Here is a 26,277-nt window from a genome sequence, read left to right as displayed (position 1 = left end):
AGCCGATACCGCACACTTGCGTCGTGGTTCATCCATTCATGGGGAAGGCTTTGGTCAAGTGGTTTGCGGTCGTAGCGGCACCGATGTACTCCGTGGCGATATGGGGTGGCCTGCTTCCGTCGACCGCATCGGCGCAGTCGCTTGGCTATGACAGCGAAGTGGTGACCTGCGAATCCCGCGACATGGGTTGGGTGCATTGCGACATCGATGTCAGCAACGGCGTCGACCTGATCCGCCAGTTGTCCAGCAACAGCTGCATCCGTGGCAGCGAGTGGGGCACCGACCGCAGTGGCGTGTGGGTGACCCTGGGCTGCCGCGCGGAATTTCGTGCGCGCCCGGCAGAGAATGCTGCAGCGCCGCCGACCGAGGGGCGCAAGCGCCTGGTGCGGCGGGTAGTGCGTTGTGAGTCCAATGGTCGCCCGCAGAGCTGCCCGGTACGCCTGGACGGTGCGCCGGTACGGTTGCTGCGGCAGCTGTCGGTGCTTCCGTGCCGGGAAGGGCAGGGCTGGGGCTACAAGCGCAATGAGGTGTGGACCACCCGCGGTTGCCAGGGTGATTTCGAGGTGGCCGACGAGCAGGGCCGTTTCGTCGACATGCCGCGCCGGCTGACCTGCGAATCCAAGTCCAAGAAGCGCCGCTTCTGTGGCGCCAGCATCTCCACCAGCGCCACCCTCTCCAACCAGCTTTCCAGCACCCCGTGCGAGGAAGGCAGCACCTGGGGCTGGAACCGCAACGGCATCTGGGTCGATGGCGGCTGCCGCGCCGAATTCTCGGTGAACTGACCCCGGACAGGGGCCATCCGTGCGTGGCGTGGCCCTACAATAGGGCCATGAATACCGCCACCGACCTCGACTACGCCCGCTACGACCACATCCGCCCGATCCTGTGGACCGGCGATGCCCTGCAACTGCTCGACCAGCGCAAGCTGCCGTTCGTGGTCGAGCATGTGGCCTGCCATGACAGCGATGAGGTGGCTGCCGCCATCCACGCCCTGACCGTGCGCGGTGCGCCGGCCATCGGCATCGCCGCCGCCTGGGGTGTGGTGCTGGCCGCACGTGATGTGCAGGCGGCCGATGGCGCGCATGCCCTGCAGCAGCTGGAACCGGCGCTGCAGCGGCTGAATGCCTCTCGCCCGACCGCGGTGAACCTGGCCTGGGCGCTGGCACGCATGCGACGTTGCCTTAGCGCTGCCGGTGCCGACTGGAAGGCGCTGCTGGAGGCTGAAGCGCAAGCGATCGCCGAAGAAGACCTGGCCGCGAACCGCCACATGGGCGCACTCGGTGCCGGCCTGATCGAGGCCGGCAGCGGCGTGTTGACCCATTGCAATACCGGCTCGCTGGCCACCGCCGGCTTCGGTACGGCGCTGGGCGTGATCCGCGCCGGCATGGCCCAGGACCGCATCGCCCGTGTGTTCGCAGGTGAGACCCGGCCGTGGTTGCAGGGTGCGCGCCTGACCGTGTGGGAGCTGCAGCAGGACGGCATCGACGCGACGCTGATCGCCGACTCGGCCGCCTCGCACCTGATGAAGACCGGTGCGGTGCAGTGGGTGATCGTGGGCGCTGACCGCATCTGCGCCAATGGCGATACGGCCAACAAGATCGGCACCTACCAGCTGGCCATCGCGGCCCGCCACCACGGGGTGAAGTTCATGGTCGTGGCGCCGTCCTCGACGGTGGACATGGATACCGTGGACGGCAGCCAGATCGAGATCGAGCAGCGCGATCCGGGCGAACTGTACGGCGTGGGCGGCACCCGCACCGTGGCCGAGGGCATCGCCGCCTGGAACCCGGTGTTCGATGTCACCCCGGGCGAGCTGATCGATGCCATCGTGACCGAGCGGGGGGTGATCCTGAACCCGACCGCGGAGAACATGCGCGCTGCCTTCGGCGGCTGACGCGGGCAGGGGGCGGGTGCCTTTCCGCTGGAAAGGGCTCCGACCCCGGCGTCCGGTAGTGCCGGCCGCTGGCCGGCAACCCCCTAAGTTCCTGATTTGTGCCGGTAAAATCACCGTAAAGGCAGGCGGAAAACGGCCCCGTGTGGTAGAATCCAGCGGTTGAATCGAGGTTCCGGCACGACCACCCCCGGGTGGATGCGCCGGACTGGACCGCTACCAGACAACGGAACCCGAATGGCAGAAACCGCCAAGGAAATCATCCAGGTCAACCTGGAAGACGAGATGCGCAAGAGCTACCTCGATTACGCCATGAGCGTGATCGTGGGGCGCGCGCTGCCAGATGCGCGCGATGGCCTCAAGCCGGTGCATCGTCGTGTGCTGTTTGCGATGAATGAACTCAACGCGCACAGCAACAAGCCCTACTTCAAGTCGGCACGTATCGTCGGTGACGTCATCGGTAAGTACCACCCGCATGGCGACCAGTCGGTGTACGACACGCTGGTGCGATTGGCACAGCCGTTCTCGCTGCGCTACATGCTGGTCGATGGCCAGGGTAACTTCGGTTCGGTCGACGGCGACTCCGCCGCGGCGATGCGATACACCGAGGCGCGCATGTCGCGGCTCGCGCATGAGCTGATGGCGGACATCGACAAGGAAACCGTCGATTTCCAGCCCAACTACGACGAAAAGGAACTGGAGCCGACGGTCATGCCGACCCGGTTCCCGAACCTGCTGGTCAATGGTTCGGCCGGTATTGCGGTGGGCATGGCGACCAACATTCCGCCGCACAACCTCACCGAATCGATCAATGCCTGCATCGCGCTGATCGACAATCCGGAAATCGATATCGACGGCCTGATGGAGTTCATCCCGGGCCCGGATTTCCCGACTGCGGGCATCATCAACGGCACCGCCGGCATCATCGCCGGTTACCGCACCGGCCGTGGCCGCGTGCGCATTCGTGCCAAGGCGGATGTCGAAGTGGCCGACAACGGCCGCGAATCGATCATCGTCACTGAAATTCCTTACCAGGTGAACAAGGCGCGTCTGATCGAGAAGATCGCCGAGCTGGTCAAGGAAAAGAAGATCGAAGGCATCAGCGAGCTGCGCGATGAGTCCGACAAGGACGGCATGCGCATCTACATCGAAATCAAGCGCGGCGAGTCGGCCGAGGTTGTGCTCAACAACCTCTACCAGCAGACCCAGATGGAGTCGGTGTTCGGCATCAACATGGTGGCGCTGGTCGACGGCCGCCCGCAGTTGATGAACCTCAAGCAGATGCTGGAGGCCTTCGTCCGCCACCGTCGCGAAGTGGTTACCCGCCGCACCGTGTTCGAGCTGCGCAAGGCGCGCGCCCGTGCCCACGTGCTGGAAGGCCTGACCGTTGCGCTGGCCAACATCGACGAGATGATCGAACTGATCAAGACCTCGCCGAACCCCACCGAGGCACGCGAGCGCATGCTTGCGCGCCTGTGGGAACCGGGCCTGGTCGGTTCGATGCTCGGCGCCGCCGGTGCCGAAGCCTCGCGTCCCGATGACCTGCCCAAGGGCGTGGGCCTGATCGAAGGCGGCTACCAGCTGACCGAGATCCAGGCGACCCAGATCCTGGAAATGCGCCTGCACCGCCTGACCGGGCTGGAGCAGGACCGCCTGACCGAGGAATACAAGCAGCTGCTGGAAGTGATCGCCGGGCTCATCCATATCCTGGAAGATCCCGATCGCCTGCTGCAGGTGATCCGCGAAGAGCTGATCAACGTGCGGGCCGAGTTCGGTGACGAGCGCCGTACCGAGATCCGCCACAGCGAAGAAGACCTGGACATCCTTGATCTGATCGCCCCGGAAGACGTGGTGGTCACCCTGTCGCATGCCGGTTACGTGAAGCGCCAGCCGGTCAGCGCCTATCGCGCCCAGCGTCGAGGCGGCCGTGGCCGCAGCGCGGCGTCGACCAAGGAAGAGGATTTCATCGAGCAGCTGTGGCTGGTCAACACGCACGACACGCTGCTGACCTTCACCAGTTCGGGCAAGGTGTTCTGGCTGCCGGTGTACCAGCTGCCTGAAGCCGGTTCCAATGCCCGCGGTCGCCCGATCATCAACTGGATCCCGCTGGAGCCGGGCGAACGCGTTCAGGCCGTGCTGCCGGTGCGCGAGTACGCCGATGGCCAGTTCGTGTTCTTCGCCACCAAGAACGGTACGGTCAAGAAGACCCCGCTGGGCGAGTTCGCCTTCCGTCTGGCCCGCGGCAAGATCGCGATCAACCTCGACGAGGGCGATGCGCTGGTCGGCGTCGGCCTGACCGATGGCGAGCGTGACATCCTGCTGTTCGCCTCCAACGGCAAGACCGTGCGCTTCGGTGAAGACAAGGTCCGCTCGATGGGTCGTACCGCTACCGGCGTGCGCGGCATCAGGATGCCGGCCGGCGAGGAAGTGGTCAGCCTGATCGTGGCCGAGAGTGCTGGCGGCATCGAGGACGAGAACGAGGACGACAACGGTGTCGAGGAGGCCATCGCCACGGGCGATGCGCTGATCGAAGGTGCCGACGACGCGAACCTGCGTTACATCCTCACCGCCACCGAAAACGGCTACGGCAAGCGCACCCCGCTGCCGGACTACCCGCGCAAGGGTCGTGGCACGCAGGGCGTCATCGGCATCCAGACCACCGAGCGCAATGGCAAGCTGGTTGCCGCGGTGCTGATGGGTACCGACGATGAAGTCCTGCTGATCTCCGACGGCGGCACCCTGGTGCGTACCCGTGGCTCGGAAATCAGCCGCGTCGGCCGCAACACCCAGGGCGTGACCCTGATCCGCCTGTCCAAGGACGAGAAGCTGCAGGCGGTGGAGCGCATGGATGCCTCGATCGACGAGGACGAGGACGAGGTGGCCGCCGCCGCCCCGGCCACGACCGACGGCGCACCGGCTGCTGCCAGCAGCGAGGACGCCGCGCAGGAGTGATCCTGCCGCGATGCTGAGGTACCCGACGACGCCGGCCTTGTGCCGGCGTCGTCGTGTCTGCAGTCGAAAATACGCACGCACTTCACGGTGACGGTGGCATAAGGGCGCATGCTGCCCCCGGAGATCGACGATGTCCGCCACGCCGCAGTCTGCTTCCGCGCCTCCGCCCCGCCATCCTCTGGTTACCGTGCTGGCCCTGTTGCTGATCGTGCTCGGCCTGGTCATCGGCGGCCTTGGTGCGTGGCTGCTCAGCCTCGGTGGCTCCTGGTACTACGCCATCGCCGGCTTGGGCCTGCTGGTCTGCGGCATCCTGTTGTGGGGCAATCGGCGTAGCGGTGCACTGCTGTACGCACTGGTGTTCATCGGCAGCCTGCTGTGGACCTGGTGGGAGTCGGGCAGCGATTACTGGCGCTGGGTACCGCGGCTGGGCCTGGTGACCGCCCTCGGCATCGTCCTGGCATTGCTGGCGCCGACCCTGCAGGCGCCGGTGCCCAGGCGGCTGTCGCGCAGCGTGGCCGCTGTACTGATGCTGGTCTTCGTGGCCGCCTTCGGCCTCGCGTTCACCCCGCATGGCGTGGTCGACGGGCATCAGCCGTTCCCCGAGCCGGCGGTCAGCGCCGGGCTTGATCCCACCCGTGACACCACCGGCCTGCAGCCTGCCGACCAACCGGCCGAGGGCGACTGGCCGGCATGGGGGCGCAGCAATGCGGCCACCCGCTATTCGCCGCTGCAGCAGGTCACCCCGGAAAACGTGGGAACCCTGCAACTGGCGTGGCAGTTCCGCACCGGCGACCTGCCGAAGAAGCGCTGGGGTGCGGAAACCACGCCACTGAAGATCGGTGATCGGTTGTACCTGTGCACCGCACGCAATCAGTTGATCGCCCTCGATGCCGGCAGCGGCAAGGAGCTATGGCGTTTCGATCCGAAGGTGAAGGATGCGTCGATCCCGTACACGGCCGCCTGCCGTGGCGTGTCCTATTACGAGCTGCCCAGCGCGCCGACCCTCGCCGATGCCGCACTCGCTGACGTGGCTGCCGATCTCGCGCTGCCCGCACCGCCGCCGACCCGCACCCACCGGAGCGCGGCGCCAGGGAGCCGCTCAGCCTGCAGCGCACGCATCATCGAAGGCACGCTGGACGGTCGCCTGATCGCGGTGGACGCCGACAGCGGTCGCCCCTGCGCGAATTTCGGCAACAACGGCCAGGTCGACATCACCCTGGGCATGGGCGAGGTGCCGCCGGGTTACGTATCGATCACCTCGCCGCCGGCGATCGTCCGCGGTGTCGTCGTCACCGGCCACCAGGTACTGGACGGCCAGCGCCGCGACGCGCCCTCCGGCGTCATCCAGGCCTACGACGCGATCAGCGGCAAGCTGCGCTGGGCGTGGGACATGGACCAGCCCGAGCGCAGCGGCCTGCCACCGCGCGAGCAGACCTACACACGTGGCACACCGAACATGTGGACCACCGCTACCGGCGATGAAGCACTGGGCCTGGTGTACCTGCCGATGGGCAATTCCGCAGGCGACTACTGGAGTGGCTCGCGCACCGAAAACCAGAACAGGTACGCGACCTCGCTGGTCGCCATCGATGTGGCTACCGGCAAGCCGGTCTGGCACTTCCAGGCCGTGCGCAAGGACGTCTGGGACTACGACCTGGGTTCGCAGGCCAGCCTGATCGACTACCCGACGGCATCGGGAAAGGTGCCGGCGATCCTGCTGCCCACCAAGCAGGGCGACATGTACATCCTCGACCGTCGCAACGGCCAGCTGCTGACCCCGGCCGAGGAGCGCAAGGTGCCACAGGGCGGCGTGGAGCCCGAGCAGCGCGCCGCCACCCAGCTGTTCTCGCTGTACCACACACTGCGGCGCGACGACGCGCTGACCGAGCGCGACATGTGGGGCATCACCCCCATCGACCAGCTGGTCTGCCGAATCCAGTTCCGCAAGGCACATTACGAAGGGTTCTACACACCGCCCAGCAGCGATCACCACTCCATCGAATACCCCGGCTACAACGGTGGCTCGGACTGGGGCAGCGTGGCCATCGATACGCGGCGTGGCGTGATCGTGGCCAACTACAACGACATGCCCAACTACAACCGGCTGGTGCCGCGCGCCGAAGCCGACCGCAAGGGCTGGCTGCCGCGCGAGCAGATGCGCGCCGACAAGGGCGGTGCCGAAGGCGCAGGGGATCCGCAGGTCGGCACGCCCTATGGCATCGACGTCAACGCCGGTTGGCGGCTGCCGTTCACTGGCTTGCTGTGCAAGCAGCCGCCCTATGGCGGTATCCGTGCGATCGACCTGCGCAGCGGCAAGCTGCTGTGGGACCGGCCGTTCGGCAGCGCGCGTGGCAACGGCCCCTTCGGCATCCGCTCCGGCCTGCCCATTGAAATCGGCACGCCGAACAATGGCGGTTCGGTGGTGACCGCCAGCGGCCTGATCTTCATCGCCGCAGCGACCGATGACCTGCTGCGTGCCATCGACCTGAAGACCGGCAAGGAGCTGTGGCACACCAAACTGCCAGCCGGTGGCCAGGCCAACCCGATGGTGTACGAGCAGGGCGGGCGGCAATACGTGGTCATCATGGCTGGCGGGCACCATTTCATGGAGACGCCGGCCGGGGATTACGTGATGGCGTATGCGTTGCCGGAATAGCGTCCGGCTCCGAGGCCGGCATGCGTGATGTGACCGCTGTCGCTGAAGTTGCGTGGGTGAGCGTGCAGGATCCATCATCGGAACAGGACGGGGCTGGCCAAGCCCCACGGAAGGAATCGCATGCTGAACTCAGAACGCCTGCCGGGGCGTGCCACCCGGTTGCTGGCTGGGCTGCTTCTGCTTGGCCCTTGCCTGTGGGCATCGGCACAGGCCTCGCTCCCGCCCACCGTACGCAAGCTGCCCAGCGGTGCCGAACTGATCGCCGGCGATGTGCGCTACCTGAGCCCCGCCTATGCGCCGTGCATGGCCAATGCGGGCACGGCGCTGGACGCTCGTCGTCGCTGTGTCGACGCTGAATTCAAGGCTCACGACGATGCGCTCAACGCCGCCTACAGCGCGGCGCGCTCCACGATGACGGCCAATGATCAGCAGGTACTGCGCGATCTGCAGCGGCAATGGCTGCGCCAGCGTGACCGTCGTTGCCCGGAAGGTGGCAATGCCGCTGCCCAACTGGATTCGCAGCAGTGCCGTATACACATGACTCTGCTGCGTGCCCGCCAGCTGCAGGGCGGTGGTGCGGCGGCCCTGGTTGCTGAAGCCAAGGCGGCCCCGGCACCCACGCAGGTCGCCGCTCATACCGCAGATGGCGAACCCGATAGGCAGGGCAGGATCGTCCTGCAGCCCGGCGAGGGCAGTATCACGCCTGCGCTGCAGGTGGTCTTCCAGGTGGCCGACTGCAGCGGCACCGATAACGTGATGACCTGTCAGGTGCGGAGCATGGGCGTGACCCGTGGCGGCCGCAAGGTGGCCGTCACGGACATGCAGCCACGCCTGACCCGCGCCGGTGCCAATGCCCATGCTGCGGCCGCCATGCTGCTGACCGCTTCTGACTTCAACGGCGATGGCTTGCCAGACCTGCAGGTATGGCAGGACAACAACGGTGTCTACAACGTTCCCGTCCACGCGTTCTACCTGTTTGATGCCAAGGGCCATCGCTATGTGCGTGCCAAGGCACTGGAAGCGGCCATCGGTGGACGTGACATCGACCATATCGACAACGGCCGGTTCGTACTGCGCGGCAAGGCAAGCCCGTGCGAGCGGGAAGACAAGGTCATCCAACTGCGCGGAACCGAACCACGCACGCTGCTGATGCGCCGCTATGACACCTGCAGGGGCCAGGTCCCTACTGAATCGGACCTGCTGAAGTAGGTCCTTCCCTGACGAATGGATGCGTTCCGGAACTGGAGAGCTGAAGGATGAGCGAAGGCTATGGAAAGGGTGGGTCAGGCTTCGGCCTGACCCGGGACCAGTCGGTCGAGATGATCGTCCGCACCTGTATCGACAATGGCGTTACCGATCACCGGCAGATTGCTTACGTGCTGGCCACGGCGCAGCACGAATCGCGCAATTTCGCCGCGCCAGAGGAAGACTGGGGCAGGAAGCAGGCAGTGGATCTGCGCTACTTCGGCGGTGAAGAGTATTTCGGCCGGGGTTTTGCCCACCTTACCCACGTCAACAACTACGAGCGGCTGGGCGAGGCGCTGGGAATGGGCCGCGAGCTGGTCGAGCACCCGGAGCGGGCGGCCGAAGCGGAAATCGCCACCAAGGTGCTGGTGGTGGGGATGCGCGATGGCATGTTCGGCGCGCGGCTGTCCGACAACGTCAACGCCAGCCATGTCGACTACCGACAGGCGAGAGCCTCGGTCAATGGCGGTGAGTTGAACAACGACAGTCCCTATCCGGACGCCATCGCCACGTTGGCCACCGGATGGGAATCGCAGGTCGCCGGCCTGGTCCAGCGCGTTCAGCAGCCGGGCTTCCAGATGCCGGTGCCGATCCAGCAGGGGCCCGCTGGGACGATGGACCTGCACCGTGGTGATGCCAACCAGAAGGTGCTGGAAGCACAGCAGTACCTGCAGCGGCTGGACATCCGCAACAACGCCAATGCCGCGATCAAGCCCGATGGGGACTTCGGTTCTTCCACCGAGCAGGCCGTGCGCCGCTTCCAGACCGAGCGGGGCATCAGTCCGGCCAATGGTCGCATCGACGATGCATTGCTGGAGCGCATGCGCACCGACACGCTGGCGGTCGATCCGGACTTCAAGCGCCGGACGGTGACCGATCTGACCGGGCCGCTGGCCGACGGTAACCTGCGCCCAGGTGAGAAGGGCGAGCCGGTGTTCGAGATGCGCCGCCAGCTGGAGGAGCTGGGGTACCTTGCCGAACCGAACCCACGTGCCGAGCGCGAGGCGCGCACGTTTGATGCCGGCATGCAGGCGGCCATGCGCAATTTCCAGCAGGACTACGGCCTGCCCCTGCGCCCGGGCAACACCATCGATGAAGATGCGCGCCGGCAGTTGAACGATGCAGCGGTGGCGCGCGAGTTTGCCCCCACCACCGAATTCGACCGAGCAGAGAACTGGCCGCCACAGCGTCCGCCCTATACGCGGGCGGAGTTCCAGCCGGAGCAGGTACAGGCGCGGCAGCAGGCTGCGGCGAATCCACCGGTCGCTGGCCCGGCCACGCAGGAACCGCTGCCACAGCGCAGTGGCGTGGATTCGCTGTCGCCCAGGGATGCAGCGTTGTTCGAGCGCATCCGCCAGGGAGTACCCGGAACCATTGGCGATGAGCACGTCATGCAGGCCGTGCTGGAGTCCAAGCGCAACGGTATCGACGATGCCGGGCGCGTCGACCGGGTCATGATGGCCGGAGATCGCCTGTGGGTCGCCGGCTTGATTCCCGGTGAGCGCGCCAGTGTGGATACGGCGCAGCCCGCGCGCTCGATGGACGACATGGTGCGCGATCTGGCCGGTGACCATCGGCAGCGTGAGCAGCAACTCGCCCTCGACAGCCGCCAGCACGAGAACCGCGGGCCTTCATTGGCCTGAGCCGACAACAGCGACGTGCCCGTTGTGGGTCCGTCGCTGCTGCGGGGGAGCGTTGATCGAAGCGTTCGCACCGGGTGGCTGCGCCAGTCGATTACGATGGCATGTCGTCACGCCCACGGAGGATCTGCCATCACCCTGTTGCGTCTGTCTGCCTCCTGTTTCGTCCGCCTCGGAAGCAGTGCTGGGCTGCTGCTTCTGATCGGCAGCGCCGTCACTGCCAGCGCGCAGGCGCCTACCAGTGCGATCGCAGAGTGGGAACTGCACGGCCGCTCCGAAGGCCTGGCCCGCCCCGACACCGTCTGCCAGGATTTCCTGCAGGCGATGGGACGCAAACCAGCCGAGCTGGAATACCTAGGCTGCACGCAGGACGACGATTCCTACATCCAGCCGATGGAAGCGCGGTATCGCGTCAGCGGTGCCTCGGCGGCGAAGATCGAAGCCTATCTGCAGCAGACCTTTGGCATGCCGTCATTGACATATGTATGTTGTGGCTGGAGCAGCGGCGCGCCTTATTTCTGGCATGAGCAGCCGGGCAGCGTGAAGTACCAGATCGGCATGGGCGTGGAATCGCTGCACCATCCGCGCACGCAGTGGAGCGCGATTCCCTACTTCACGGTAACCGTTGCGGTGAACCGCAAAGGCCCCTGATGGCGTACGCTTGAAACCAACCACTGGCGTACAAGGAATGACAACCATGCCCCCGATGCTGCTCCGTGTTGCTGCCATCACGCTTGCCCTGGCACTGAGCCAGGTCGCCACCGCCGCATCTCCCGAGCCGCTGCAGCTGCCGCAGGCCGAAGCGTTGACGTACTGGAAGCCGGTGGAGGGCACCTTCCGCCCACAACTCAATGTCGACCCCGGCCGTGTGCCGTTCGCGGAGGAGGTGACCGTGGCCTATTCGGTCAACAAGCGCGGCCGGACGTATGACGTAAAGGTGGTGGAGGCCAAGCCGTCGACGGCCTTCAGTGGCTGGGCGTTGAATGCGGTCAAGGCGATGCGCTTCACGGCGACGGACAGCAACACCGAGCGCACGCCGATCCGCAGCGAAATGACTGCACGCTGGGGCGGTGGCAAGTAGTGCGCTAGGCAGGTACCCGAACCATCTTTGCCATCAGGTGTTCGACCACGCCCGCCGGGTCCGCCGTGCGGCCTACGTGTGTGCTGGACATCTGCACCACCGAGCTGCGCTTGGCGGTCAGGAAATGGAAGCGCGCGCGCGCAGGCAGCTGCGCGATAGGGCCGGCGCCGGCATCGCCCCGGCAGATCGCCACGATGGCATCCAGCCACGGCTGCAGCGCTTCAATATCCAGCGCCGGCGCGAAGGCGTGCAGGCGCGCGGCATCGATCTCGATTGCCGCTTCCAGGTGCCGTGCGCCCGGGCAGGACACGATCACGCCGACGTTGATGAACTCCTCGCGTTCCACCCGCGGTACCACGCGGATGACGGCATAGTCATACGTGTGCAGCGTGGGCACGGATGGCCTCCTGCACGAACACCGCACGCACCTTCAGGCGATGCTTCAGGTAGTTGATGTAGCCCTGCCGGTAAGCCTGCGGGCTGTCGAAGGCCGGCTCATCAACCAGCCAGCTGTCCGGCACCAGGCCGACGATGCGCTCGATTTCCGCATCCGGCAGGCGCGCGGCCAGTTCGGCATCCACCTCGGCGATGCGGCTGGCGAACGACAGCAGCACGTGGTCGCGGATCAGCACGAAGGGCTTCTCGCAGGCATCGCCGGCGTTGGCCCAGTCGTGATGGAAGTACATCGCCGCACCGTGGTCGATCAGGTACAGCTTGCGGTGCCAGACCATCAGGTTCGGATTGCGCGTGGTGCGATCGACGTTGCTGGTGAATGCATCAAACCAGACGATGCGCGAGGCCAGGTCGGCGTCCACCGGCATCGCCGCCGGGTCGTAGTTGATCGCGCCGGGCAGGTAATCCAGACCCAGGTTCAGGCCCTCGCTGGCGCGGATCAGGTCCTGGATCTCCGGGTCGGGCTCGGTGCGGGCGAATTCGCTGTCCAGCTCGACGAACAGGATCTCCGGAATCGGCAGGCCCACCGCGCGTGCCATCTCGCCTGCGATCAGCTCGGCGATCAGCGCCTTGGGCCCCTGGCCAGCGCCACGGAACTTGAGCACCGCCATACCGTCGTCGTCGGTCTCGACCACGGCAGGCAGCGAGCCACCTTCCCGCAAGGGGGTTATATAGCGGAGGGCATGGACGGTACGCATGGGTGCATTCTAGCGTGGCCCATGCTTGGGTTGCGCCGGGTGGTGCCCGGCGCTGTCCCTGACGTCAGTGCGACAACGCGCTGCGCTGCTGTTCCTGCACCTGCTGGCGCGTCTGTTCCTGCGAGGCGTGGTCGGCCTGGCGCTGGTTGACGAGGGCGAGGCTGTCCAGGCTTTCCTGCACCGGCCGCTGCGCGGCTTCGGCCGTGGCTGCCGATGCACGCAGCGACGCAGGATCATCCAGCGCGCCCTTCACCACGAACACGTTCTGCGCCGCAGCGACATCGCCTGCCTGCCGGCTGAGCACCACATGATCCACGCGGTCCAGGCCGTTCTCGCGGGCCAGTACCAGCAGGCTTGCGCTCAGTCGTTCACTGGAGGCGTCGAAGCTGCGGCCGTTGGCGGCATCCAGCTCTGCCACCTTGCCGCGGATCTGATCGTGCAGGGCACGGTCGTTGCCACCCGCCAACGGCGCAGCCTGCGCTTCGGTCGGCACGGGTGTGGTTGCCTGTGCAGTGATGGGCACGTGGGCGTAGGTGCCCTCGGTGTGGTCGAAATAGTGCAGCGTGGACGGCGAGGTGCTGGTATCGAAGTAGGGCTGCCGTGGTGGAGTGCCTTTACCCAGAGAGAGACCGTTCTGTTCCAGCAGGCTTTCCTGCAGGCCGAGCTGTGCCATGTTCACCGACATCCGGCTGATGCCATCGGGTGCGGGGTTCTTGGCCTCTTCCTTGCAGGCGCGGCCGATGGCATCGGTGGCGTAGTAGTTCTGGTAATCCGAATTGCCGTTGGGACCCAGCCGCGACGACACACCTTCGTCGTAGTAGTGCTTGCCCATGCCCTCGATGTTGGCGGCAGTGGCGGTCATGCTCAGGTCTGCATTGAGCGTCAGGTCCGGATGCGCGGCATAGGTCATCGGCGGGCCGGGCTGCACGCGCACGAACTCCTCTGCACGGGTACTTGCTTTGTAGAGATCTTCCAGCGTGGCGTCCGGTTTGGCGGTCTTGACCATGCCGACCAGCGCATTCCAGCCCTCGATGTTCGCCGATGCCTCGTCGCGCCGGTTGGCTGCGAGCAGGGTGCCGATGGCCTGGGTGTAGTCGTGGGTCGAATCGCGTGCGGCAATGTCTGCAATATCGGAATCAAACTGCTTATAGGCCCGTTCGGTCGCTGCATCATTGAACCCATGCTGCAGCTCATGGCCCAGTACGAAGGTCAGCTCTGCCGCGTCGTGCCTGTCCCCCGCTGGTGTGGACAGACTGGATGCCGGCAGGCTGATCGTCTTTGCGCCGCCGTCGTACTCGCCGCCCACACTGCTGTCGGCAGGCAGCAGCTCAAAGCGCTGCAGATGACCGGCGGTGATGGCCAAGTCGACCTGGGTTGCCAGCGCCGGAGAATTGGCAATGGCCTTGCGAAGGTTGTCGACCTGATCGGTCGTTACATCGGGTTTTCCTGCAAATTCGGTCAGCAGGCGTTCCGTATCCGCTGAAAGCGTAGGCATGGTGCGCTGCTCCTTACTGCACGGTGACAAGGCGGACGCAGGCATGCGCCGGCTCGCCAGACGGGGTCGGATTCTCAGCCATCGTGTCGACCTTGATGCTCAGGTTCGGGCGATCGAAACGGTCATGGATGACGCGGCCGTGCTCGCCGCGGATGGTTTCACGCTTGAAGCCCGCGGCCTGCAGACCCGAGGCGAACTGATCGAAGTCGACCTGGCAGATCGCCGATGCGTTGGCTTTGCGCTCGGCAGTGGTGTCGATGAAATTGAGATCGAGACGCGTATCGGCGGCGCCAGCCGTCTTGATTTCCAGGCCGTAGCTCCATTCCGGCGTCAGCGTGCCGCCGTAGCCGAAATGACCCGGGCCGAAACTCTGCGCGGGCGCCTGCATGGCCTGCGATACCCGTTCAAGGGTCAGTTCACGGGTGGAGGTGGTGTCCTTGATCAGATCCAGCAGGCGCAACAGAAGTTGATCTGCGGTGAGCGCAGACGGCGTTGCGGCGTCGGAGGCAGTCGATGCCATGGGAGCGGGTCCTTGAGAAGTCGACGAATGGTCAGTCGCGTGTGCGCAGGCGCAGAGCGAGGCCGCACTTAGGACGATCGTCCACGGCCGTGTGAATGCGTACCCAAGCATAAGCGTTCCCTGCATGTTGAGCGCTGACCCTAAAGTGGCCCAGGTGAATCACAGGTTAAATGCAATTGACGATTGCTGGCACCGGGGTCGGGCGCTTCGGACCTCAGGTGTTTGCTGCAAGCGGAGTTGCCAGCGCCGGGCTCTCCCTGGCGGCGCGCAGTCGGCTCTGGATGCCATGGAATTTTCTTCACTTCCTCATTCCTTGAGAGGTGGCAGCATCCAGCCGTGAGTCGATCAAGCACTGGCGTGGCCTTGAATTGCAGGCCTCCCTGCCGTTTTCCCGCGACCGACACCCGCCAGCTTGTTTCCGGCACATTTGCGCAGCGTTGAACGTGGTCCTGCGAGGCCACTCCCCTCGGCAAGGAGGCCCGCGATGCACAGTCCTGTTCACGCGTATACCTACCGCATCAGCAACCAGCCTATCGCGCAGGCAGCGTGCGCTGGTGTTGGCAGACATGCTGAAGACGTTGCTGCGGTTCATGCAGCCTCAGACAGAATTCTTCCGTGAGTTGAGCACCGATGGTTGGCTCTGCATCCCGCAATGCGCAGAGCCACTACATGCATGCGAGTCGCCCCATGGCGCTGCTTCGTTCGCAGCACTGGGCGCGCATCTCGTCCACGATGTCCACGCAGGCTTCCGAGGTGCACGATGAGCAACGAATCGAGAGGAGCCCTGCCGCCCCTGGATCTGGATGATGCCAAGGCCGCGCAGATGATTGGCAAGCTGGTGCTGGTGGGCGTTACCCGTTTTGGCGGCGATGGCCAGGTGCAGGGGCTGGAGCAGTTTGCCGGCACCGTGCTGAGGGTCAGTGCCGAAGAAGGGCTGGTGCTGGCCGATGGCGATGACGGCCATGAGCGCTACCTGCCGCCCATGCTGGACCAGTACCTGCCGGCCGCGCCAGGCGAGTACCAGTTGCGGTCCAGCGGGGTGACGGTGATCGATCCTGATTATCTGTCCACCTGGGAGTTGCACGCGCGGCAGTAGGCGAAGGGCATCCAGAGGGGCCGGGCCAGGCAGGGCCACGCTTTGCAGGATGGGGCGACTAGCCCTTCCGGCCCATTTCCCGGTGGGCAGGGGGTGTTAGATTCGGCCCATGCCCGCCGTGCGGGTACCCAACTCACACCCCAGGGGAAAAGGATGCTCATCCGTCGTACCTCTCTGGCGGCGGCCGTTGCCGTTGCCACGCTCGGCCTGCTGGCCGCCGGCCCGGCCTTCGCCGACTACGCCAAGCCGCCGGAACGCCTGCTCAAGGTGCTCAAGGCGCCGCCGCCGCCGGCACCGAACATCGACCCCAGCGGCCAGCGCCTGCTGCTGACCACCGCACAGACCTATCCGTCCATCACCCGCGTCGCCCAGCCGTACCTGAAGCTGGCTGGCGTGCGCCTGGAACCGAAGAACCGCAGCCGCCACGACACGCCCGGCGGCTATGGCATTCCGGCCTGTGTGGCCGACTTCACCCTGGTCGAGATCGTCAGCGGCAAGAGCACCAAGGTGAACCTGCCGCAGGGGTGCGCAGGTGGCGCACAGTGGTCGGCCGATGGCAGCCGTTTCGCCTTCCAGAATGCCGTCGATACCAGCGTGCAGCTGTGGGTGGGCGACGCCGCCACCGGCCAGGTGAAGCAGGTGCCGAACGTGCAGTTGAACCCCATCTTCGGCAGCACGGTGCAGTGGCTGGGCGGCAGCCAGAACCTGCTGGTGAAGCTGGTGCCGGCCAACCAGGGGCCGGCGCCGTCCAACGGCGGTACGCCCACCGGTCCGGACGCGCAGGAGTCGCTGGGCAGCAGTGGCGAGAGCAGCACCTATGAAGCGCGCGACACGCTGACCAGCGTGCACGACGAAAAGCTGTTCGCCTATTACGGTGCCTCGCAGCTGGCGGTGGTCGATGCCGCTGCCGGCAGCGTGCGCCCGGTTGGCCAGCCGGCGCTGTACAACGACGTCAACGCCGCACCCGATGGCGTGCATGTGCTGACCGAGACCCTGAAGGCGCCGTTCTCGCATGCGGTGACCTACCAGCGCTTCGCCAATGATGTGGCGGTGCTGGACCTGGCCAATGGCCGCAATACGGTTCTGGCCAGCCTGCCGCTGGCCGATCGCGTGCCGGTACACGGTGTGCCGGAAGGCCCGCGGGGTTACGACTGGCGCTCCACCGATCCGGCCACCCTGGTCTATGCCGAAGCGCTGGACAAGGGCGACTGGAAGGTGAGCGTGCCGCATCGCGATCGCGTGCTGATGCTGAAGGCCCCGTTCACCGGCAAGCCGGTGGAAATCGCCCGCACTGCACAGCGCTTCGAGGGATTTGCGTGGTCGGCCGACCCGGCCGTGTCGTTCCAGTTCGAGAACGACGAGAACCGTCACTGGATGCAGGCCCGCATCGTGGATGTGGACCAGCCGAAGAAGGAAGGTCGCCTGCTGTGGGACATGTCCAGCGATGAGCTGTACGGCAACCCGGGCAACCTGGTGTTCAAGCGCCTGCCCAGCGGTGCGCCGGTGGTGCGCCAGGAGGGCAACACCGTGTTCCTGCGCGGGCAGGGGGCGTCGCCGCAGGGCGACCGTCCGTTCCTGGATGCGCTCGATCTGGCTACGTTGAAAACCGAACGCCTGTTCCGCAGTGATGCCGATGCGTACGAGCAGTTCCTGGGGTTCAGCAACACGCCGGGTCGCTTCCTGACCTGGCACCAGTCGGTGATGGACCCGCCGAACGCATTCGTGCGTCTGCTCGGTGAGCGCATCAACGATGCCAAGGCCGGCGAGGCACAGTTCCAGTCCAAGCCTGCTGCGTTGACCAAGCTGGTCGACCCGAGCCCGGAAGTGCGGCAGATACAGAAGCGCCTGGTGACCTACAAGCGCGCCGATGGCGTGGACCTGTCGTTCACCCTGTACACGCCGCCGGGCTACAAGGAAGGCCAGCGCGTGCCGGCGATCCTGTATGCCTACCCGGCCGACTTCGCCAATGCCGCACAGGCCGGGCAGGTCTCCGGTTCGCAGCAGACGTTCACCCGTCTGCAGCCGTACCGCCTGATGCTGCTGGCCGGCTACGCGATCATCGACAACGCCTCGTTCCCGATCGTGGGTGACCCGAAGAACGCCTACGACACCTATCTGGAACAGCTGGAAGCCGACGCCAAGGCGGCGGTGGACAAGGCCGTGGAGCTGGGCGTGGTCGACCGCAACCGTATCGGCGTGACCGGCCACAGCCATGGTGGCCTGATGACCGCCAACCTGATCGCCCACACCAACCTGTTCAAGGCCGGCGTGGCGACCAGTGGCTCGTACAACAAGACCTTCACCCCGTTCGGCTTCCAGAACGAGCGTCGCTCGGTATGGCAGGCGCAGGATGTGTACCTGAAGGCCTCGCCGTTCTTCTACGCCGACAAGATCAAGCTGCCGCTGCTGCTGGTCCACGGCGAGGACGACGCCAACCCGGGCACCGAGCCGTTCCAGTCGCGCAAGCTGTACCAGGCGATCCGCGGCAATGGTGGTACCACCCGCCTGGTGATGCTGCCCAACGAGCCGCACTGGTACACCGCGCTGGAATCGAACGAGCAGCTGGTGTCGGAAATGCTCAACTGGTTCGACACCTACGTGAAGAACGCGAAGTAATCCGGCAAGGCCGCCCTCCGGGGCGGCCTTTCTGGTTCAGGCGTCCAGTAGCACCGAGCCATGCCCGGTTGTGATGCACGAAGGCTGCATGTGCCACAGAATCCGCTTTCCAAGGAGCGTCATGAAGGCCTGGTTTCTCGTCGTCGTAGCCCTGTGTCCGGCCGCTATGGCTGCTGCAGCCGATGGGCCCATGCGCATCGACGTGGCCTACGATTGGTCCGGTTGGGGAGGTGTTTCAGAGCACTGGCTTATCGAGCGCGATGTACGTGGAATCACCACGCGTGTTCGTGTCACAGATTCGGCGGGAAGCCAGGAATTGCCCAAGCAGATATTGCCGGCTGCTGCGGTCGAAGCGTTCGAAGCGTTCGAAGCGGCTATTGATGCTGCCCCGCTGTCCAAGGAGGCCACGATCAGTCTGATTGCGGGCCGCCTTGATCGCGCTGAGATGCTGGAGTTGGATCCGAAACTGCGGTCAATGCCGCCGGCATCGTGCACATTCGCCGATCAGCAGGCGTGGGCCCGTCGGACGTTGACTGTCAAGGGGCTGCACCAGCGGGTGCAGCAGCACTTCAGGGGGGACGCGGTGGCGTGGACTGACGATTATCCGGTGATGTCGGTCACGGTGAAGCGCCAGGGCAAGCCTGACGTGGTGTTTCTGTCGAGATCGCAGAAGGCCTTGATGTTGCCATGGAAGCAGCTGTCTAGTGGGCAGGTGAATCAGCGATCACTGTCGCTCGCGCCGGATCAGTGGCGCCCCGCGCTGAGTGACGCGTTGACCCGGTTGCTGCCAGAGGGGGAGGCAACACGTGCCCGCTTCAAAAGCACCTGGCTGCAGCATCGCTTGAAACAGGAGCTTGAGCTGGAGGCATTGAAGTGCACGACCGGGCCATGAACAGGGGGGGGGGGGGCTGCGAGGGCACAGCCGGGCCAGGTATCCCCCTGTGGGTGTTGCGTAACCATCTGTGATGCAGGCATGGATCGGCCACAAAGCTGCGGTACGCTGCGCATCTGATGTCCGCTACGGGTTCGCTCCATGAAGGCCTTCATCCTCGCCGTATCGCTGTCGATTTCCGTTGTCCCGGGCATTGCATTCGCCCAGCCGTTGCCGGCTGAGCTGGCAGCGTTGGGCATCACTGCCGGCATGCCCTACAGCAAGGCCAAGCGCCTTCTTGATGCCGCAGGATGGCAGGCCAGCCCGCCACGCGATGCGCCCGAAGTGTTGGACGGTTTCCCGGAAGTGGGTTGCCAGAAGGGCGGCAACAATTGCCGTAGCACCTTCGCCAAGGATGGGCAGCAGGTCGCTCTGCAGGTGGGAACCACGCTGGCGGGCCAACCCTTCGTGCAGGGCGGCCGCTGAGCACGACGGGCACTCAGCCCAGCGGCAGGTTCTCCAGCGCACGCGACATCCGGTCATGCAGGTCGCGCACGCGTTCGGCCTTGGCATCCACGCGGCGCTCATCGCCGAAGCTGCGGACATAGGCGCATGCGGCGAAGCCGGCGCTTTCTCTTTCGTACTCGGCGATCCACGCCAGGCGGTCGGGGTTGCTGGCCTGCTCGGCCGACCAGGCCGCCACCGGCGGACGGATGTGCGCGATGATGCCAAGCCGCCACGGTTTGGGTGTCAGCCGCGCACGGAAGCAATGCTGCAGCGTGCACATGCGTGCATACAACGTGTCGGTGCCCAATGCCTTGAAGAAGGCATGCACCTGCGCATCCTGTGGTTCGAACGTGGCATGCATCGCCAGTATGCGCAGCCCGGCCGGGGTGCGGTAAGCGCGCAGGTGCCAGTCGGGGTGGTGCTCGACGAATGCCTGCACGCGCTGCAGTGCGATGCCCTCGACGCCGCCGGACCGGGCCAGCCGTCGATTGCGCCGCCCCGACAGGATCTGGTTGACCACCACCATCGCGATGCCGCCGGCCGCCAGGCCGATGTTGAAGTTGCCCAGCGCACCGCCGATCAGCGCACCGGCCGCCAGAAGCCCCAGCGCACCGAGCAGCGGCAATGCGCAGCCTGACGGAGTGGACACGTGGTCGATATCCGCAAACAGTACGTCCGGGGTGTTCAGGCACAGCGCGCCGTAGCTGTTGCGGGTAACGATGACGTCATCGCTGCGCTGCACGATCTGCTCGCGGATCGGGATGCCTTCCACACCGTAGTTGGTTCGTCGCTCGCGACGCGGCACGGCCTGGCCGCTGAGGATGGCATCGAGCGCTTCGCGCGCACGTGCATCGGCATGGGCCTGCGCGGCATCCTGGTCGTCGTCGGACCAGCCGAACCGGCGTACCACCAGCGGGCGGCCCCTGTACCTGTCCTGCAGACGGGCTTCGGCCCAGTAGGCTGGAACGATCATCATCCTGTCTTCCCCTTGCTTCCATGGCAGCCGCTCGCCGCGAGTCTGGCATAGCAGGGGAGGGCGTTGCACGATACGGCAGCGCATGCGATGACGCGGTGGTAGATTGCGCGCTTCGCGTGCACTCCACCAAGGACGGAGCCATGTTCGTGTCATTGCGTTGCCTGCTTGCCCTGGCCCTCGGCGGGGTGATCGGCACTGCCCAGGCGGCCGCGCCGGGACCGGAAATCCTGACCGCCGATGCCACCCGTTTCTACGCGCTGTACGAGGCCGCTGGCGGCAAGCCCAGCGTGGCCCAGCTTGAGCAGTACCTGGCACAGGGCACGCCGAGCCTGGCCCAGTTCGCCAAGCTGCGCCGGGTGACCGCCCAGCGCATGGCCGAAGCGATGGCGCGCGACCCTGCGCTGTACGCCAATGGACGGGCCTGCCTGGCGGAGTTGCCGGCGGTGCGGCAGCGACTGGTGCAGGTGTTCGCCAATCTGCAGGCGATCTATCCGCAGGCGAAGTTTCCGCCGGTGGCGATCGTGGTGGGGCGCGGCAAGCCGGTGGGCATGACGTACCCCGATGGCGTGGTGATCGGCCTGGAAGCACTGTGCGCGGCCGATTTCATGAACGCCAACGCGCAGGACCGCTTCGTGCACGTGATCGCGCATGAGTACGTGCATATCCAGCAGACCGGCGTGAGCGAGTACGAAGCAGGCGACCCGCAGGCGACGGTGCTGCGCGAGTCGCTGGGCGAGGGGATCGCCGAGTTCATCGCCGAGCTGATTTCCGGCAACGTTGGCAATGGCCGGCATGCCGGCTGGACGCGGGGCAGGGAAGTGCATATCGAAAGTGCCTTCGCGCTGGACGTGGACAGCACCGATCTGACGCCCTGGCTGTACAACTACACGCCGGGTTCGCAGGAGCCCTATGATCTGGGTTACTGGGTGGGCTACCGCATCGCCAAGGCGTATTACCTGCAGGCCGGCAACAAGCGCGATGCCGTGCGCGCGCTGATCCAGCAGAAGGACGCCAAAGCGATCCTGCAGGCCAGTGGCTGGACGCCGGGCATGTGGATGCCGGCGAAGGTGACGGGTGTGGCGGCAAGGGCGGCTGCATCGGCCAAGTGACCATTGGCAGGCCGCGCTAGACTGCCCAGGTCGACAACGGAGGATGCTCATGCGCAGGAGGACTTCACTGGCCTGGCTGCTGGCCGGATCGCTCATGGCGGGGCTGGCCACGCCAGCGTTGGTGCAGGCGGCCAGCAATCCATTGCTGACCAAGCCAGTGGAGCAGGTGCAGCCAGATGAAGTGCGCTTCATGCAGCAGCGTCTGTCCGATTGGCCGCAGCTGCAGAAGTACCGCGCAGCCAATGCTGCATTGCCCGCGCCACGGGACGGCCAGTCACGCGTGGTGTTCTTCGGCGATTCGATCACCGAAGGCTGGGGCAAGGAAGGCAGCAGCAGGTTCTTCCCCGGCAAGGGTTACCTCAATCGCGGCATCAGCGGGCAGACCACCGCACAGATGCTGGTGCGCTTTTCGCAGGATGTGCTGGCGCTGCGCCCGAATGTGGTGGTGATCCTGGCCGGCACCAATGACATCGCCGGGAACACCGGCCCGTCCACGCAGGCGATGATCGAGGACAACCTGCAGGCCATGCTGGATCTGGCCAAAGCGCATGGCATTGCGGTGGTGCTGGCGTCGGTGTTGCCGGTCAGCGAGTACCCGTGGATGCCGGGCATAGCACCTGCGCCCAAGGTGCGTGCATTGAATGCTGCGTTGAAGCGGCAGGCCGATGCGCGCGGGCTGGTCTATCTGGACTACCACACGCCGATGGCCAACCGTGCCGGCGGACTGGATGCGCAGTTGGCAACCGATGGCGTGCATCCGACGGCGAAGGGTTATGCGCTGATGGCACCGCTGGCCGAGGCGGCGATCAAGCGCGCGCAGGCGAACGCGCCCAAGCGCTGAGATTGGGGTAGTGCCGGCCGCGCACGGTGGCCGCCAGGGACGACGAGGCAGGGAATGCAGAACGGAATCGGCAGCAGGCTGCGCTTGGCCGGCGTGGCCACGGTACTGATGTTTGCAGGTCAGGCGAGCGCCCTTGCCGCGCCTGCAGCGTCACCGGTCACACGTGAGGCGGTGGCCGGCATTTCCCTGAGCGAATGGACAGCGCGTTGGTGGCGCTGGGCTGACGAGCAGAGGGTTGCGCCTTACCTGGATCCCGATGGTCGCCTGTGCGAACTGGGCCAGGAGGGGCCGGTCTGGAACCTGGCAGGAACCAATGGCCGCTTCCAGCCACGCAGGCAGTGCGTGGTGCCCGAAGGCAGGCACCTGTTGCTGCCCATCATCAACATGGCCAGCTACCAGACCGGGGAAGACGTCTCCTGCGAGGAGCTGCAGGCCGGCGCGGCGATCAACAACGACCATCTTGTCAGCGCTGTGGTGCTGCTGGACGGGCAGCCGTTGGGTGACGTGCGCCTGCACCGGGTGAAGAGCGAAGGTTGCTTCCGCATGGATCCGGATGACGACGACTCGAGATTGGCTGCGGCCGACGGCTACTGGCTGATGCTCAAGCCACTGACGCCCGGTCGGCACACCGTGAGCGTCGGCGCCAACTATGGTGCGCCCGAAGGTGGCGCGTACAGCCAGATGCGGCAGACCTTCGAGTATGTGCTGCATGTGGGTGGCCGCACGCAGATCACCTTCGTGACCCCCATGATGGTGGAGGCGTCTGCCCCCTGATCCGCGTGGCAGGGGTCAATCATGGTCCTGCTTCAACGCCAGATCGGCAGCCAGCAGCGCCTCCGCTGCCGCACTCAGGGCCGGCGAGGGCGGAGCAACCACGCCGATCGATTCCATCATCTGTGGCATGCCGACGAACTGACGTGCGCGGCGGTCGTAGATGCCGGTGATCAGCAGTGCACGCGTGGCGGTTTTCTGCTCCGGGCCGATCAGTACGCGCTGCTCCATGATGCCGCGTGTGCCGACCCAGCCGACCAGTCGCGTTTCCAGGGTGAAGCGCTGGAACGGCTTCAGCTCGCGCCGGAACTGGATGGTGCCGGCGCCAACAATCGGCGCCCACTTCTCACGCAGCGCCACCTTGCCCAGGCCCATGCGCAGGATCAGGTCCAGCCGGCCCAGGTCGAAGATGTTCCAGTAGCGGCCGTTGGTCATGTGCAGGTTGCTGTCCAGGTCGTTGGGCAGCACCCGGAACTGCAGGCGGGAGACGCCGAACGGGGCCTCCAGCTTCGGCCGGAACAGGCTGCACAGCAGCAGGTGGAGCAGGCGGAACCAGAGATTCATGATTATGACGACTGTTATAGAGCGGTCGATACGCTAGTCTATGACGACTGTCTTAGCAAGGAGCCGGCCGTGAGCCCGCGATCGTCCGATGCCCCCCAGCGTGTGATCGATGCCGCAGCGCAGATGCTCGCGCGTGTGGGCCTCAACGCGACCAGCATCCGCGAAGTGACCAAACTGGCTGATGCGCCGCTCGGGTCCACGTATCACCACTTCCCGGGCGGCAAGCAGGAATTGTTGGCACGGGCCACCACGATGGCCGGCGACAAGGTGGAGGCGCTGCTGATCGAACTGCTGAAGGGCGGCGCGGTGCAGGGGTTGCAGCAGTTCCTGGCGCTGTGGCGCGAGCGCCTGCTGCGCACCGGTTTTCGTGCCGGCTGCCCGGTGCTGGCGGCAGCCGTCGAGGAGCCGGTGGAGGCCACGCCGAGCCAGCCACGCGCGGCGGCCGCCGAGGTGTTTGCCCGCTGGCAGGGGCACCTGGCTGAGGCGTTCGTCGCCGATGGGCACGCGCCTGCCCAGGCGACCGGCCTGGCCAGCCTGGTGATTGCCAGTGTGGAAGGCGCAGTGGCGATGAGCCGCGCACTGCAGGACATCGCCCCGTTCGACCAGGTGGCTGCGCAGTTGTTGAAGGCAGCCGCACCGCCTGCTTGAGCGGCGCGCGGACCACTTGAAGAACATGTAGACCCACCCGGCAAACATGGGCACCATCACAGCGATACTGGATGCCACCAGCCAGCGTACATAGCGGCTGGCCGCATCGGCCCCTTGCCTTTTCAGTGCCCAGGCATGCAGAGGCAAGACCAGCAGGGCCTGCAGGAACAAGGCCGCCATTGCGCCAAGCCAAAGTGCAAACACGCCCAGGCAGCCGTCACTCATGCAATAGGTCGCGAACCACGACCCCCAGCCTGCCAGGCCGATCATCGGCAGGAACATGACGATGGCAACAGGACGGGTGAACTGGGACGCTTGCATGCAGGAGCCGATCCGTTCCGTGGCTGCCCAGAATATAGGATCCACACCGGACTGCGGTTGCCGTGGATCCGGCGGAAACTGGACGGGACGTGACCTGTAGACGCGGCGCCACGGCAGGGTAGAATCCGGCCAGCGCAGCCCGCGCGTGCCTGGCAAGGATGTCTGCATGCTGCACCACCTCTCGTTGGGTGTCCGCGATCTCGAGCGTGCAGGTCGCTTTTACGATGCCGTTCTTGCAGCACTCGGTTACCGCCGCGTTTTCGAAGACGACACTGCGATCGGCTATGGCCTGGTCGAGGATGAAGACCTGTTGTGCCTGAAGCTGCGCGACGATGCGGTTGCGCCGGGACCTGGCTTCCATCTGGCGTTGACGGCAACCTCGCGCGACGCCGTTGATCGGTTCCATCATGCGGCCTTGGCCACCGGAGGCCAGGACAACGGACCTGCCGGTCTGCGCCCGGACTATGGCGAGCGCTACTACGCTGCGTTCGTGATCGATCCAGATGGCCATCGCATCGAGGCGGTGACCAAGGCGGCGGCATGAAACACGCACGCCAGCCCGTTTCAATGCCGGGCAGCCGCAGCGGCGAAGCGATGCGTGCACGTCGGCAGCTGCAGCATCGTGGCTGGCCGCGGCTGCAGATGGCCGTGATTGTCGTGCTGACCGGTGCCGCCGGGTTCCTCGCCTCGCACGTGCTGCGCCTGGCAGGCATGGACGCGATGCTGCTGCGCTATCCGCTGGCCGTGCTGATCGCCTATGGCGTGTTCCTGCTGCTGATGTGGGTCTGGATCCGGTGGCGCTGGGATGCAGTGGCCGATGGGTTGGGCTCCGCGCCCGGCGGCGGTGACAGCCAGGCATCGCCGTGGACCGGCAGCGGCGGGCATTCCGGCGGTGGTGGCGCGTCCGCCTCCTGGGGCGAAGCCGCAGCGTCCTCCAGCGCGAGCGCCGACAGCGCATCGTTGCTGGACGTGGCCGACGGCGAGGCAGGCCTGCCGTTGCTGGCCATTCTCGGCATCATGGCGCTGGTGGCTACAGTGCTCGTGGCCAGTGCCTGGGTGGTCTGGTCTGCGCCGGTGCTGATGGCCGAGCTGCTGGTGGATGCGGCCATCGCCGGGGGTCTGTACAAGCGGATGCAGGGCATGCAGGCACAGGGGTGGTGGCGGCTGTGCCTGTCCCATACGATCTGGCCGCTGCTGAGCCTGCTGGTGTTTTTCGCCGGGCTGGGCTGGCTTGCGCAGCAGTTGGCGCCGGATGCGGTCAGCCTGATGCAGGTATTCAAGGCGTTGTAACAGGATCTGCCACGACGTTTAATATCAATCACACGC

General features: G+C 65.8%; 24 protein-coding genes. 18 read left to right on the top strand and 6 right to left on the bottom strand.

Going from position 1 to position 26,277, the window contains the following annotated elements:
• Positions 1-50: 50 nt before the first annotated feature.
• The 8 genes from AC1DCU_RS01240 to AC1DCU_RS01205 all read left to right on the top strand — a co-directional run bounded on the left by AC1DCU_RS01240 (position 51) and on the right by AC1DCU_RS01205 (position 11,465).
• Complete coding sequence (locus AC1DCU_RS01240; protein WP_313445699.1) at positions 51-782, top strand: DUF3011 domain-containing protein; 732 nt, start codon at positions 51-53, stop codon at positions 780-782.
• Positions 783-829: 47 nt separating this feature from the next.
• Positions 830-1,894 (top strand): S-methyl-5-thioribose-1-phosphate isomerase, encoded by a 1,065-nt coding sequence (gene mtnA / locus AC1DCU_RS01235; RefSeq protein WP_032976294.1) that lies wholly within the window; start codon positions 830-832, stop codon positions 1,892-1,894.
• A gap of 234 nt (positions 1,895-2,128) precedes the next feature.
• Positions 2,129-4,843, top strand: coding sequence for a DNA gyrase subunit A (gene gyrA, locus AC1DCU_RS01230; protein ID WP_223495620.1), 2,715 nt, complete (start codon positions 2,129-2,131; stop codon positions 4,841-4,843).
• A gap of 130 nt (positions 4,844-4,973) precedes the next feature.
• Positions 4,974-7,499, top strand: coding sequence for a membrane-bound PQQ-dependent dehydrogenase, glucose/quinate/shikimate family (locus tag AC1DCU_RS01225; protein WP_478013517.1), 2,526 nt, complete (start codon positions 4,974-4,976; stop codon positions 7,497-7,499).
• A gap of 120 nt (positions 7,500-7,619) precedes the next feature.
• Positions 7,620-8,708, top strand: a complete 1,089-nt coding sequence (locus AC1DCU_RS01220) for a lysozyme inhibitor LprI family protein (RefSeq protein WP_442252046.1) — start codon at positions 7,620-7,622, stop codon at positions 8,706-8,708.
• A gap of 47 nt (positions 8,709-8,755) precedes the next feature.
• On the top strand, positions 8,756-10,387 hold the full coding sequence (locus AC1DCU_RS01215; RefSeq protein WP_442252045.1) for a peptidoglycan-binding protein: 1,632 nt from the start codon (positions 8,756-8,758) through the stop codon (positions 10,385-10,387).
• 24 nt (positions 10,388-10,411) lie between these two features.
• Entirely contained in the window at positions 10,412-11,035 is a 624-nt protein-coding gene (locus AC1DCU_RS01210) for a DUF4952 domain-containing protein (protein WP_442252044.1), read from the top strand.
• 46 nt (positions 11,036-11,081) lie between these two features.
• Entirely contained in the window at positions 11,082-11,465 is a 384-nt protein-coding gene (locus tag AC1DCU_RS01205; RefSeq protein WP_032976288.1) for an energy transducer TonB, read from the top strand.
• A 4-nt stretch (positions 11,466-11,469) separates the two neighbouring features.
• On the opposite strand, the gene AC1DCU_RS01200 is transcribed toward AC1DCU_RS01205, so the two are convergent.
• The 4 genes from AC1DCU_RS01200 to AC1DCU_RS01185 all read right to left on the bottom strand — a co-directional run bounded on the left by AC1DCU_RS01200 (position 11,470) and on the right by AC1DCU_RS01185 (position 14,631).
• On the bottom strand, positions 11,470-11,862 hold the full coding sequence (locus AC1DCU_RS01200) for a DUF3037 domain-containing protein (RefSeq protein ID WP_025876936.1): 393 nt from the start codon (positions 11,860-11,862) through the stop codon (positions 11,470-11,472).
• Positions 11,840-12,616, bottom strand: coding sequence for a HipA family kinase (locus AC1DCU_RS01195; RefSeq protein WP_032976287.1), 777 nt, complete (start codon positions 12,614-12,616; stop codon positions 11,840-11,842). The genes AC1DCU_RS01200 and AC1DCU_RS01195 overlap by 23 nt, the downstream gene beginning before the upstream one ends.
• Positions 12,617-12,680: 64 nt before the next feature.
• Positions 12,681-14,111 carry an XVIPCD domain-containing protein gene (locus AC1DCU_RS01190; protein ID WP_313445672.1) on the bottom strand — a complete coding sequence of 477 codons (1,431 nt, stop codon included), beginning with the start codon at positions 14,109-14,111 and terminating at the stop codon, positions 12,681-12,683.
• Between the two features lie 13 nt (positions 14,112-14,124).
• The gene (locus AC1DCU_RS01185) at positions 14,125-14,631 is read right to left on the bottom strand and encodes a hypothetical protein (protein ID WP_223482888.1); all 507 of its coding nucleotides are present in this window, start codon (positions 14,629-14,631) and stop codon (positions 14,125-14,127) included.
• Positions 14,632-15,391: 760 nt separating this feature from the next.
• Here AC1DCU_RS01185 and AC1DCU_RS01180 point away from each other — a divergent pair.
• From AC1DCU_RS01180 to AC1DCU_RS01165, 4 genes are all read left to right on the top strand, one after another.
• A complete protein-coding gene (locus AC1DCU_RS01180) occupies positions 15,392-15,727 on the top strand; it encodes a hypothetical protein (RefSeq protein ID WP_025876944.1) in 336 nt (111 codons plus the stop codon).
• A 153-nt stretch (positions 15,728-15,880) separates the two neighbouring features.
• On the top strand, positions 15,881-18,343 hold the full coding sequence (locus AC1DCU_RS01175) for a S9 family peptidase (protein ID WP_442252042.1): 2,463 nt from the start codon (positions 15,881-15,883) through the stop codon (positions 18,341-18,343).
• 121 nt (positions 18,344-18,464) lie between these two features.
• Positions 18,465-19,235, top strand: coding sequence for a hypothetical protein (locus AC1DCU_RS01170; RefSeq protein ID WP_442252041.1), 771 nt, complete (start codon positions 18,465-18,467; stop codon positions 19,233-19,235).
• Between the two features lie 141 nt (positions 19,236-19,376).
• Positions 19,377-19,700 (top strand): hypothetical protein, encoded by a 324-nt coding sequence (locus AC1DCU_RS01165; protein ID WP_032976281.1) that lies wholly within the window; start codon positions 19,377-19,379, stop codon positions 19,698-19,700.
• A 13-nt stretch (positions 19,701-19,713) separates the two neighbouring features.
• On the opposite strand, the gene AC1DCU_RS01160 is transcribed toward AC1DCU_RS01165, so the two are convergent.
• A complete protein-coding gene (locus AC1DCU_RS01160) occupies positions 19,714-20,697 on the bottom strand; it encodes a hypothetical protein (RefSeq protein ID WP_282280533.1) in 984 nt (327 codons plus the stop codon).
• 140 nt (positions 20,698-20,837) lie between these two features.
• Between AC1DCU_RS01160 and AC1DCU_RS01155 the strand changes: the two genes are divergently transcribed.
• Genes AC1DCU_RS01155 through AC1DCU_RS01145 form a run of 3 tightly spaced genes read left to right on the top strand, consistent with a single transcriptional unit; the run spans position 20,838 to position 23,421 of the window.
• Positions 20,838-21,806: a DUF2268 domain-containing putative Zn-dependent protease gene (locus tag AC1DCU_RS01155; RefSeq protein ID WP_442252040.1), complete on the top strand. Its 969-nt coding sequence runs from the start codon at positions 20,838-20,840 to the stop codon at positions 21,804-21,806.
• Between the two features lie 49 nt (positions 21,807-21,855).
• Positions 21,856-22,647, top strand: a complete 792-nt coding sequence (locus tag AC1DCU_RS01150) for an SGNH/GDSL hydrolase family protein (RefSeq protein WP_442252039.1) — start codon at positions 21,856-21,858, stop codon at positions 22,645-22,647.
• Positions 22,648-22,701: 54 nt separating this feature from the next.
• Positions 22,702-23,421, top strand: a complete 720-nt coding sequence (locus tag AC1DCU_RS01145; protein ID WP_051584998.1) for a hypothetical protein — start codon at positions 22,702-22,704, stop codon at positions 23,419-23,421.
• A 15-nt stretch (positions 23,422-23,436) separates the two neighbouring features.
• Here AC1DCU_RS01145 and AC1DCU_RS01140 read toward each other — a convergent pair whose 3' ends face one another.
• Entirely contained in the window at positions 23,437-23,982 is a 546-nt protein-coding gene (locus AC1DCU_RS01140) for a thioesterase family protein (protein ID WP_080148474.1), read from the bottom strand.
• 69 nt (positions 23,983-24,051) lie between these two features.
• On the opposite strand from AC1DCU_RS01140, the gene AC1DCU_RS01135 reads away from it, so the two are divergent.
• The 3 genes from AC1DCU_RS01135 (at position 24,052) to AC1DCU_RS01125 (ending at position 26,241) form a co-directional block, all read left to right on the top strand.
• Complete coding sequence (locus AC1DCU_RS01135) at positions 24,052-24,630, top strand: TetR/AcrR family transcriptional regulator (protein WP_099842976.1); 579 nt, start codon at positions 24,052-24,054, stop codon at positions 24,628-24,630.
• 487 nt (positions 24,631-25,117) lie between these two features.
• Positions 25,118-25,495, top strand: a complete 378-nt coding sequence (locus AC1DCU_RS01130; protein WP_032976270.1) for a VOC family protein — start codon at positions 25,118-25,120, stop codon at positions 25,493-25,495.
• The gene (locus AC1DCU_RS01125; RefSeq protein ID WP_478013518.1) at positions 25,492-26,241 is read left to right on the top strand and encodes a hypothetical protein; all 750 of its coding nucleotides are present in this window, start codon (positions 25,492-25,494) and stop codon (positions 26,239-26,241) included. Before AC1DCU_RS01130 ends, AC1DCU_RS01125 begins: the two co-directional genes overlap by 4 nt.
• Positions 26,242-26,277 lie beyond the last annotated feature (36 nt).

It is taken from the genome of Stenotrophomonas sp. 10L48 (assembly GCF_056395105.1).
The sequence above is the reverse complement of the archived record's forward strand: the minus strand, read 5'-3'. Positions and strand labels throughout refer to the sequence as shown.

What these genes read in the sequence shown, in the direction of transcription:
- mtnA (WP_032976294.1), top strand. Translation starts at nt 830, where the DNA reads ATGAATACCGCCACCGACCTCGACTACGCCCGCTACGACCACATCCGC.
- gyrA (WP_223495620.1), top strand. Translation starts at nt 2,129, where the DNA reads ATGGCAGAAACCGCCAAGGAAATCATCCAGGTCAACCTGGAAGACGAG.
- AC1DCU_RS01225 (WP_478013517.1), top strand. Translation starts at nt 4,974, where the DNA reads ATGTCCGCCACGCCGCAGTCTGCTTCCGCGCCTCCGCCCCGCCATCCT.
- AC1DCU_RS01220 (WP_442252046.1), top strand. Translation starts at nt 7,620, where the DNA reads ATGCTGAACTCAGAACGCCTGCCGGGGCGTGCCACCCGGTTGCTGGCT.
- AC1DCU_RS01215 (WP_442252045.1), top strand. Translation starts at nt 8,756, where the DNA reads ATGAGCGAAGGCTATGGAAAGGGTGGGTCAGGCTTCGGCCTGACCCGG.
- AC1DCU_RS01205 (WP_032976288.1), top strand. Translation starts at nt 11,082, where the DNA reads ATGCCCCCGATGCTGCTCCGTGTTGCTGCCATCACGCTTGCCCTGGCA.
- AC1DCU_RS01195 (WP_032976287.1), bottom strand. Translation starts at nt 12,616, where the DNA reads ATGCGTACCGTCCATGCCCTCCGCTATATAACCCCCTTGCGGGAAGGT.
- AC1DCU_RS01190 (WP_313445672.1), bottom strand. Translation starts at nt 14,111, where the DNA reads ATGCCTACGCTTTCAGCGGATACGGAACGCCTGCTGACCGAATTTGCA.
- AC1DCU_RS01185 (WP_223482888.1), bottom strand. Translation starts at nt 14,631, where the DNA reads ATGGCATCGACTGCCTCCGACGCCGCAACGCCGTCTGCGCTCACCGCA.
- AC1DCU_RS01180 (WP_025876944.1), top strand. Translation starts at nt 15,392, where the DNA reads ATGAGCAACGAATCGAGAGGAGCCCTGCCGCCCCTGGATCTGGATGAT.
- AC1DCU_RS01175 (WP_442252042.1), top strand. Translation starts at nt 15,881, where the DNA reads ATGCTCATCCGTCGTACCTCTCTGGCGGCGGCCGTTGCCGTTGCCACG.
- AC1DCU_RS01170 (WP_442252041.1), top strand. Translation starts at nt 18,465, where the DNA reads ATGAAGGCCTGGTTTCTCGTCGTCGTAGCCCTGTGTCCGGCCGCTATG.
- AC1DCU_RS01165 (WP_032976281.1), top strand. Translation starts at nt 19,377, where the DNA reads ATGAAGGCCTTCATCCTCGCCGTATCGCTGTCGATTTCCGTTGTCCCG.
- AC1DCU_RS01160 (WP_282280533.1), bottom strand. Translation starts at nt 20,697, where the DNA reads ATGATGATCGTTCCAGCCTACTGGGCCGAAGCCCGTCTGCAGGACAGG.
- AC1DCU_RS01155 (WP_442252040.1), top strand. Translation starts at nt 20,838, where the DNA reads ATGTTCGTGTCATTGCGTTGCCTGCTTGCCCTGGCCCTCGGCGGGGTG.
- AC1DCU_RS01150 (WP_442252039.1), top strand. Translation starts at nt 21,856, where the DNA reads ATGCGCAGGAGGACTTCACTGGCCTGGCTGCTGGCCGGATCGCTCATG.
- AC1DCU_RS01145 (WP_051584998.1), top strand. Translation starts at nt 22,702, where the DNA reads ATGCAGAACGGAATCGGCAGCAGGCTGCGCTTGGCCGGCGTGGCCACG.
- AC1DCU_RS01140 (WP_080148474.1), bottom strand. Translation starts at nt 23,982, where the DNA reads ATGAATCTCTGGTTCCGCCTGCTCCACCTGCTGCTGTGCAGCCTGTTC.
- AC1DCU_RS01130 (WP_032976270.1), top strand. Translation starts at nt 25,118, where the DNA reads ATGCTGCACCACCTCTCGTTGGGTGTCCGCGATCTCGAGCGTGCAGGT.
- AC1DCU_RS01125 (WP_478013518.1), top strand. Translation starts at nt 25,492, where the DNA reads ATGAAACACGCACGCCAGCCCGTTTCAATGCCGGGCAGCCGCAGCGGC.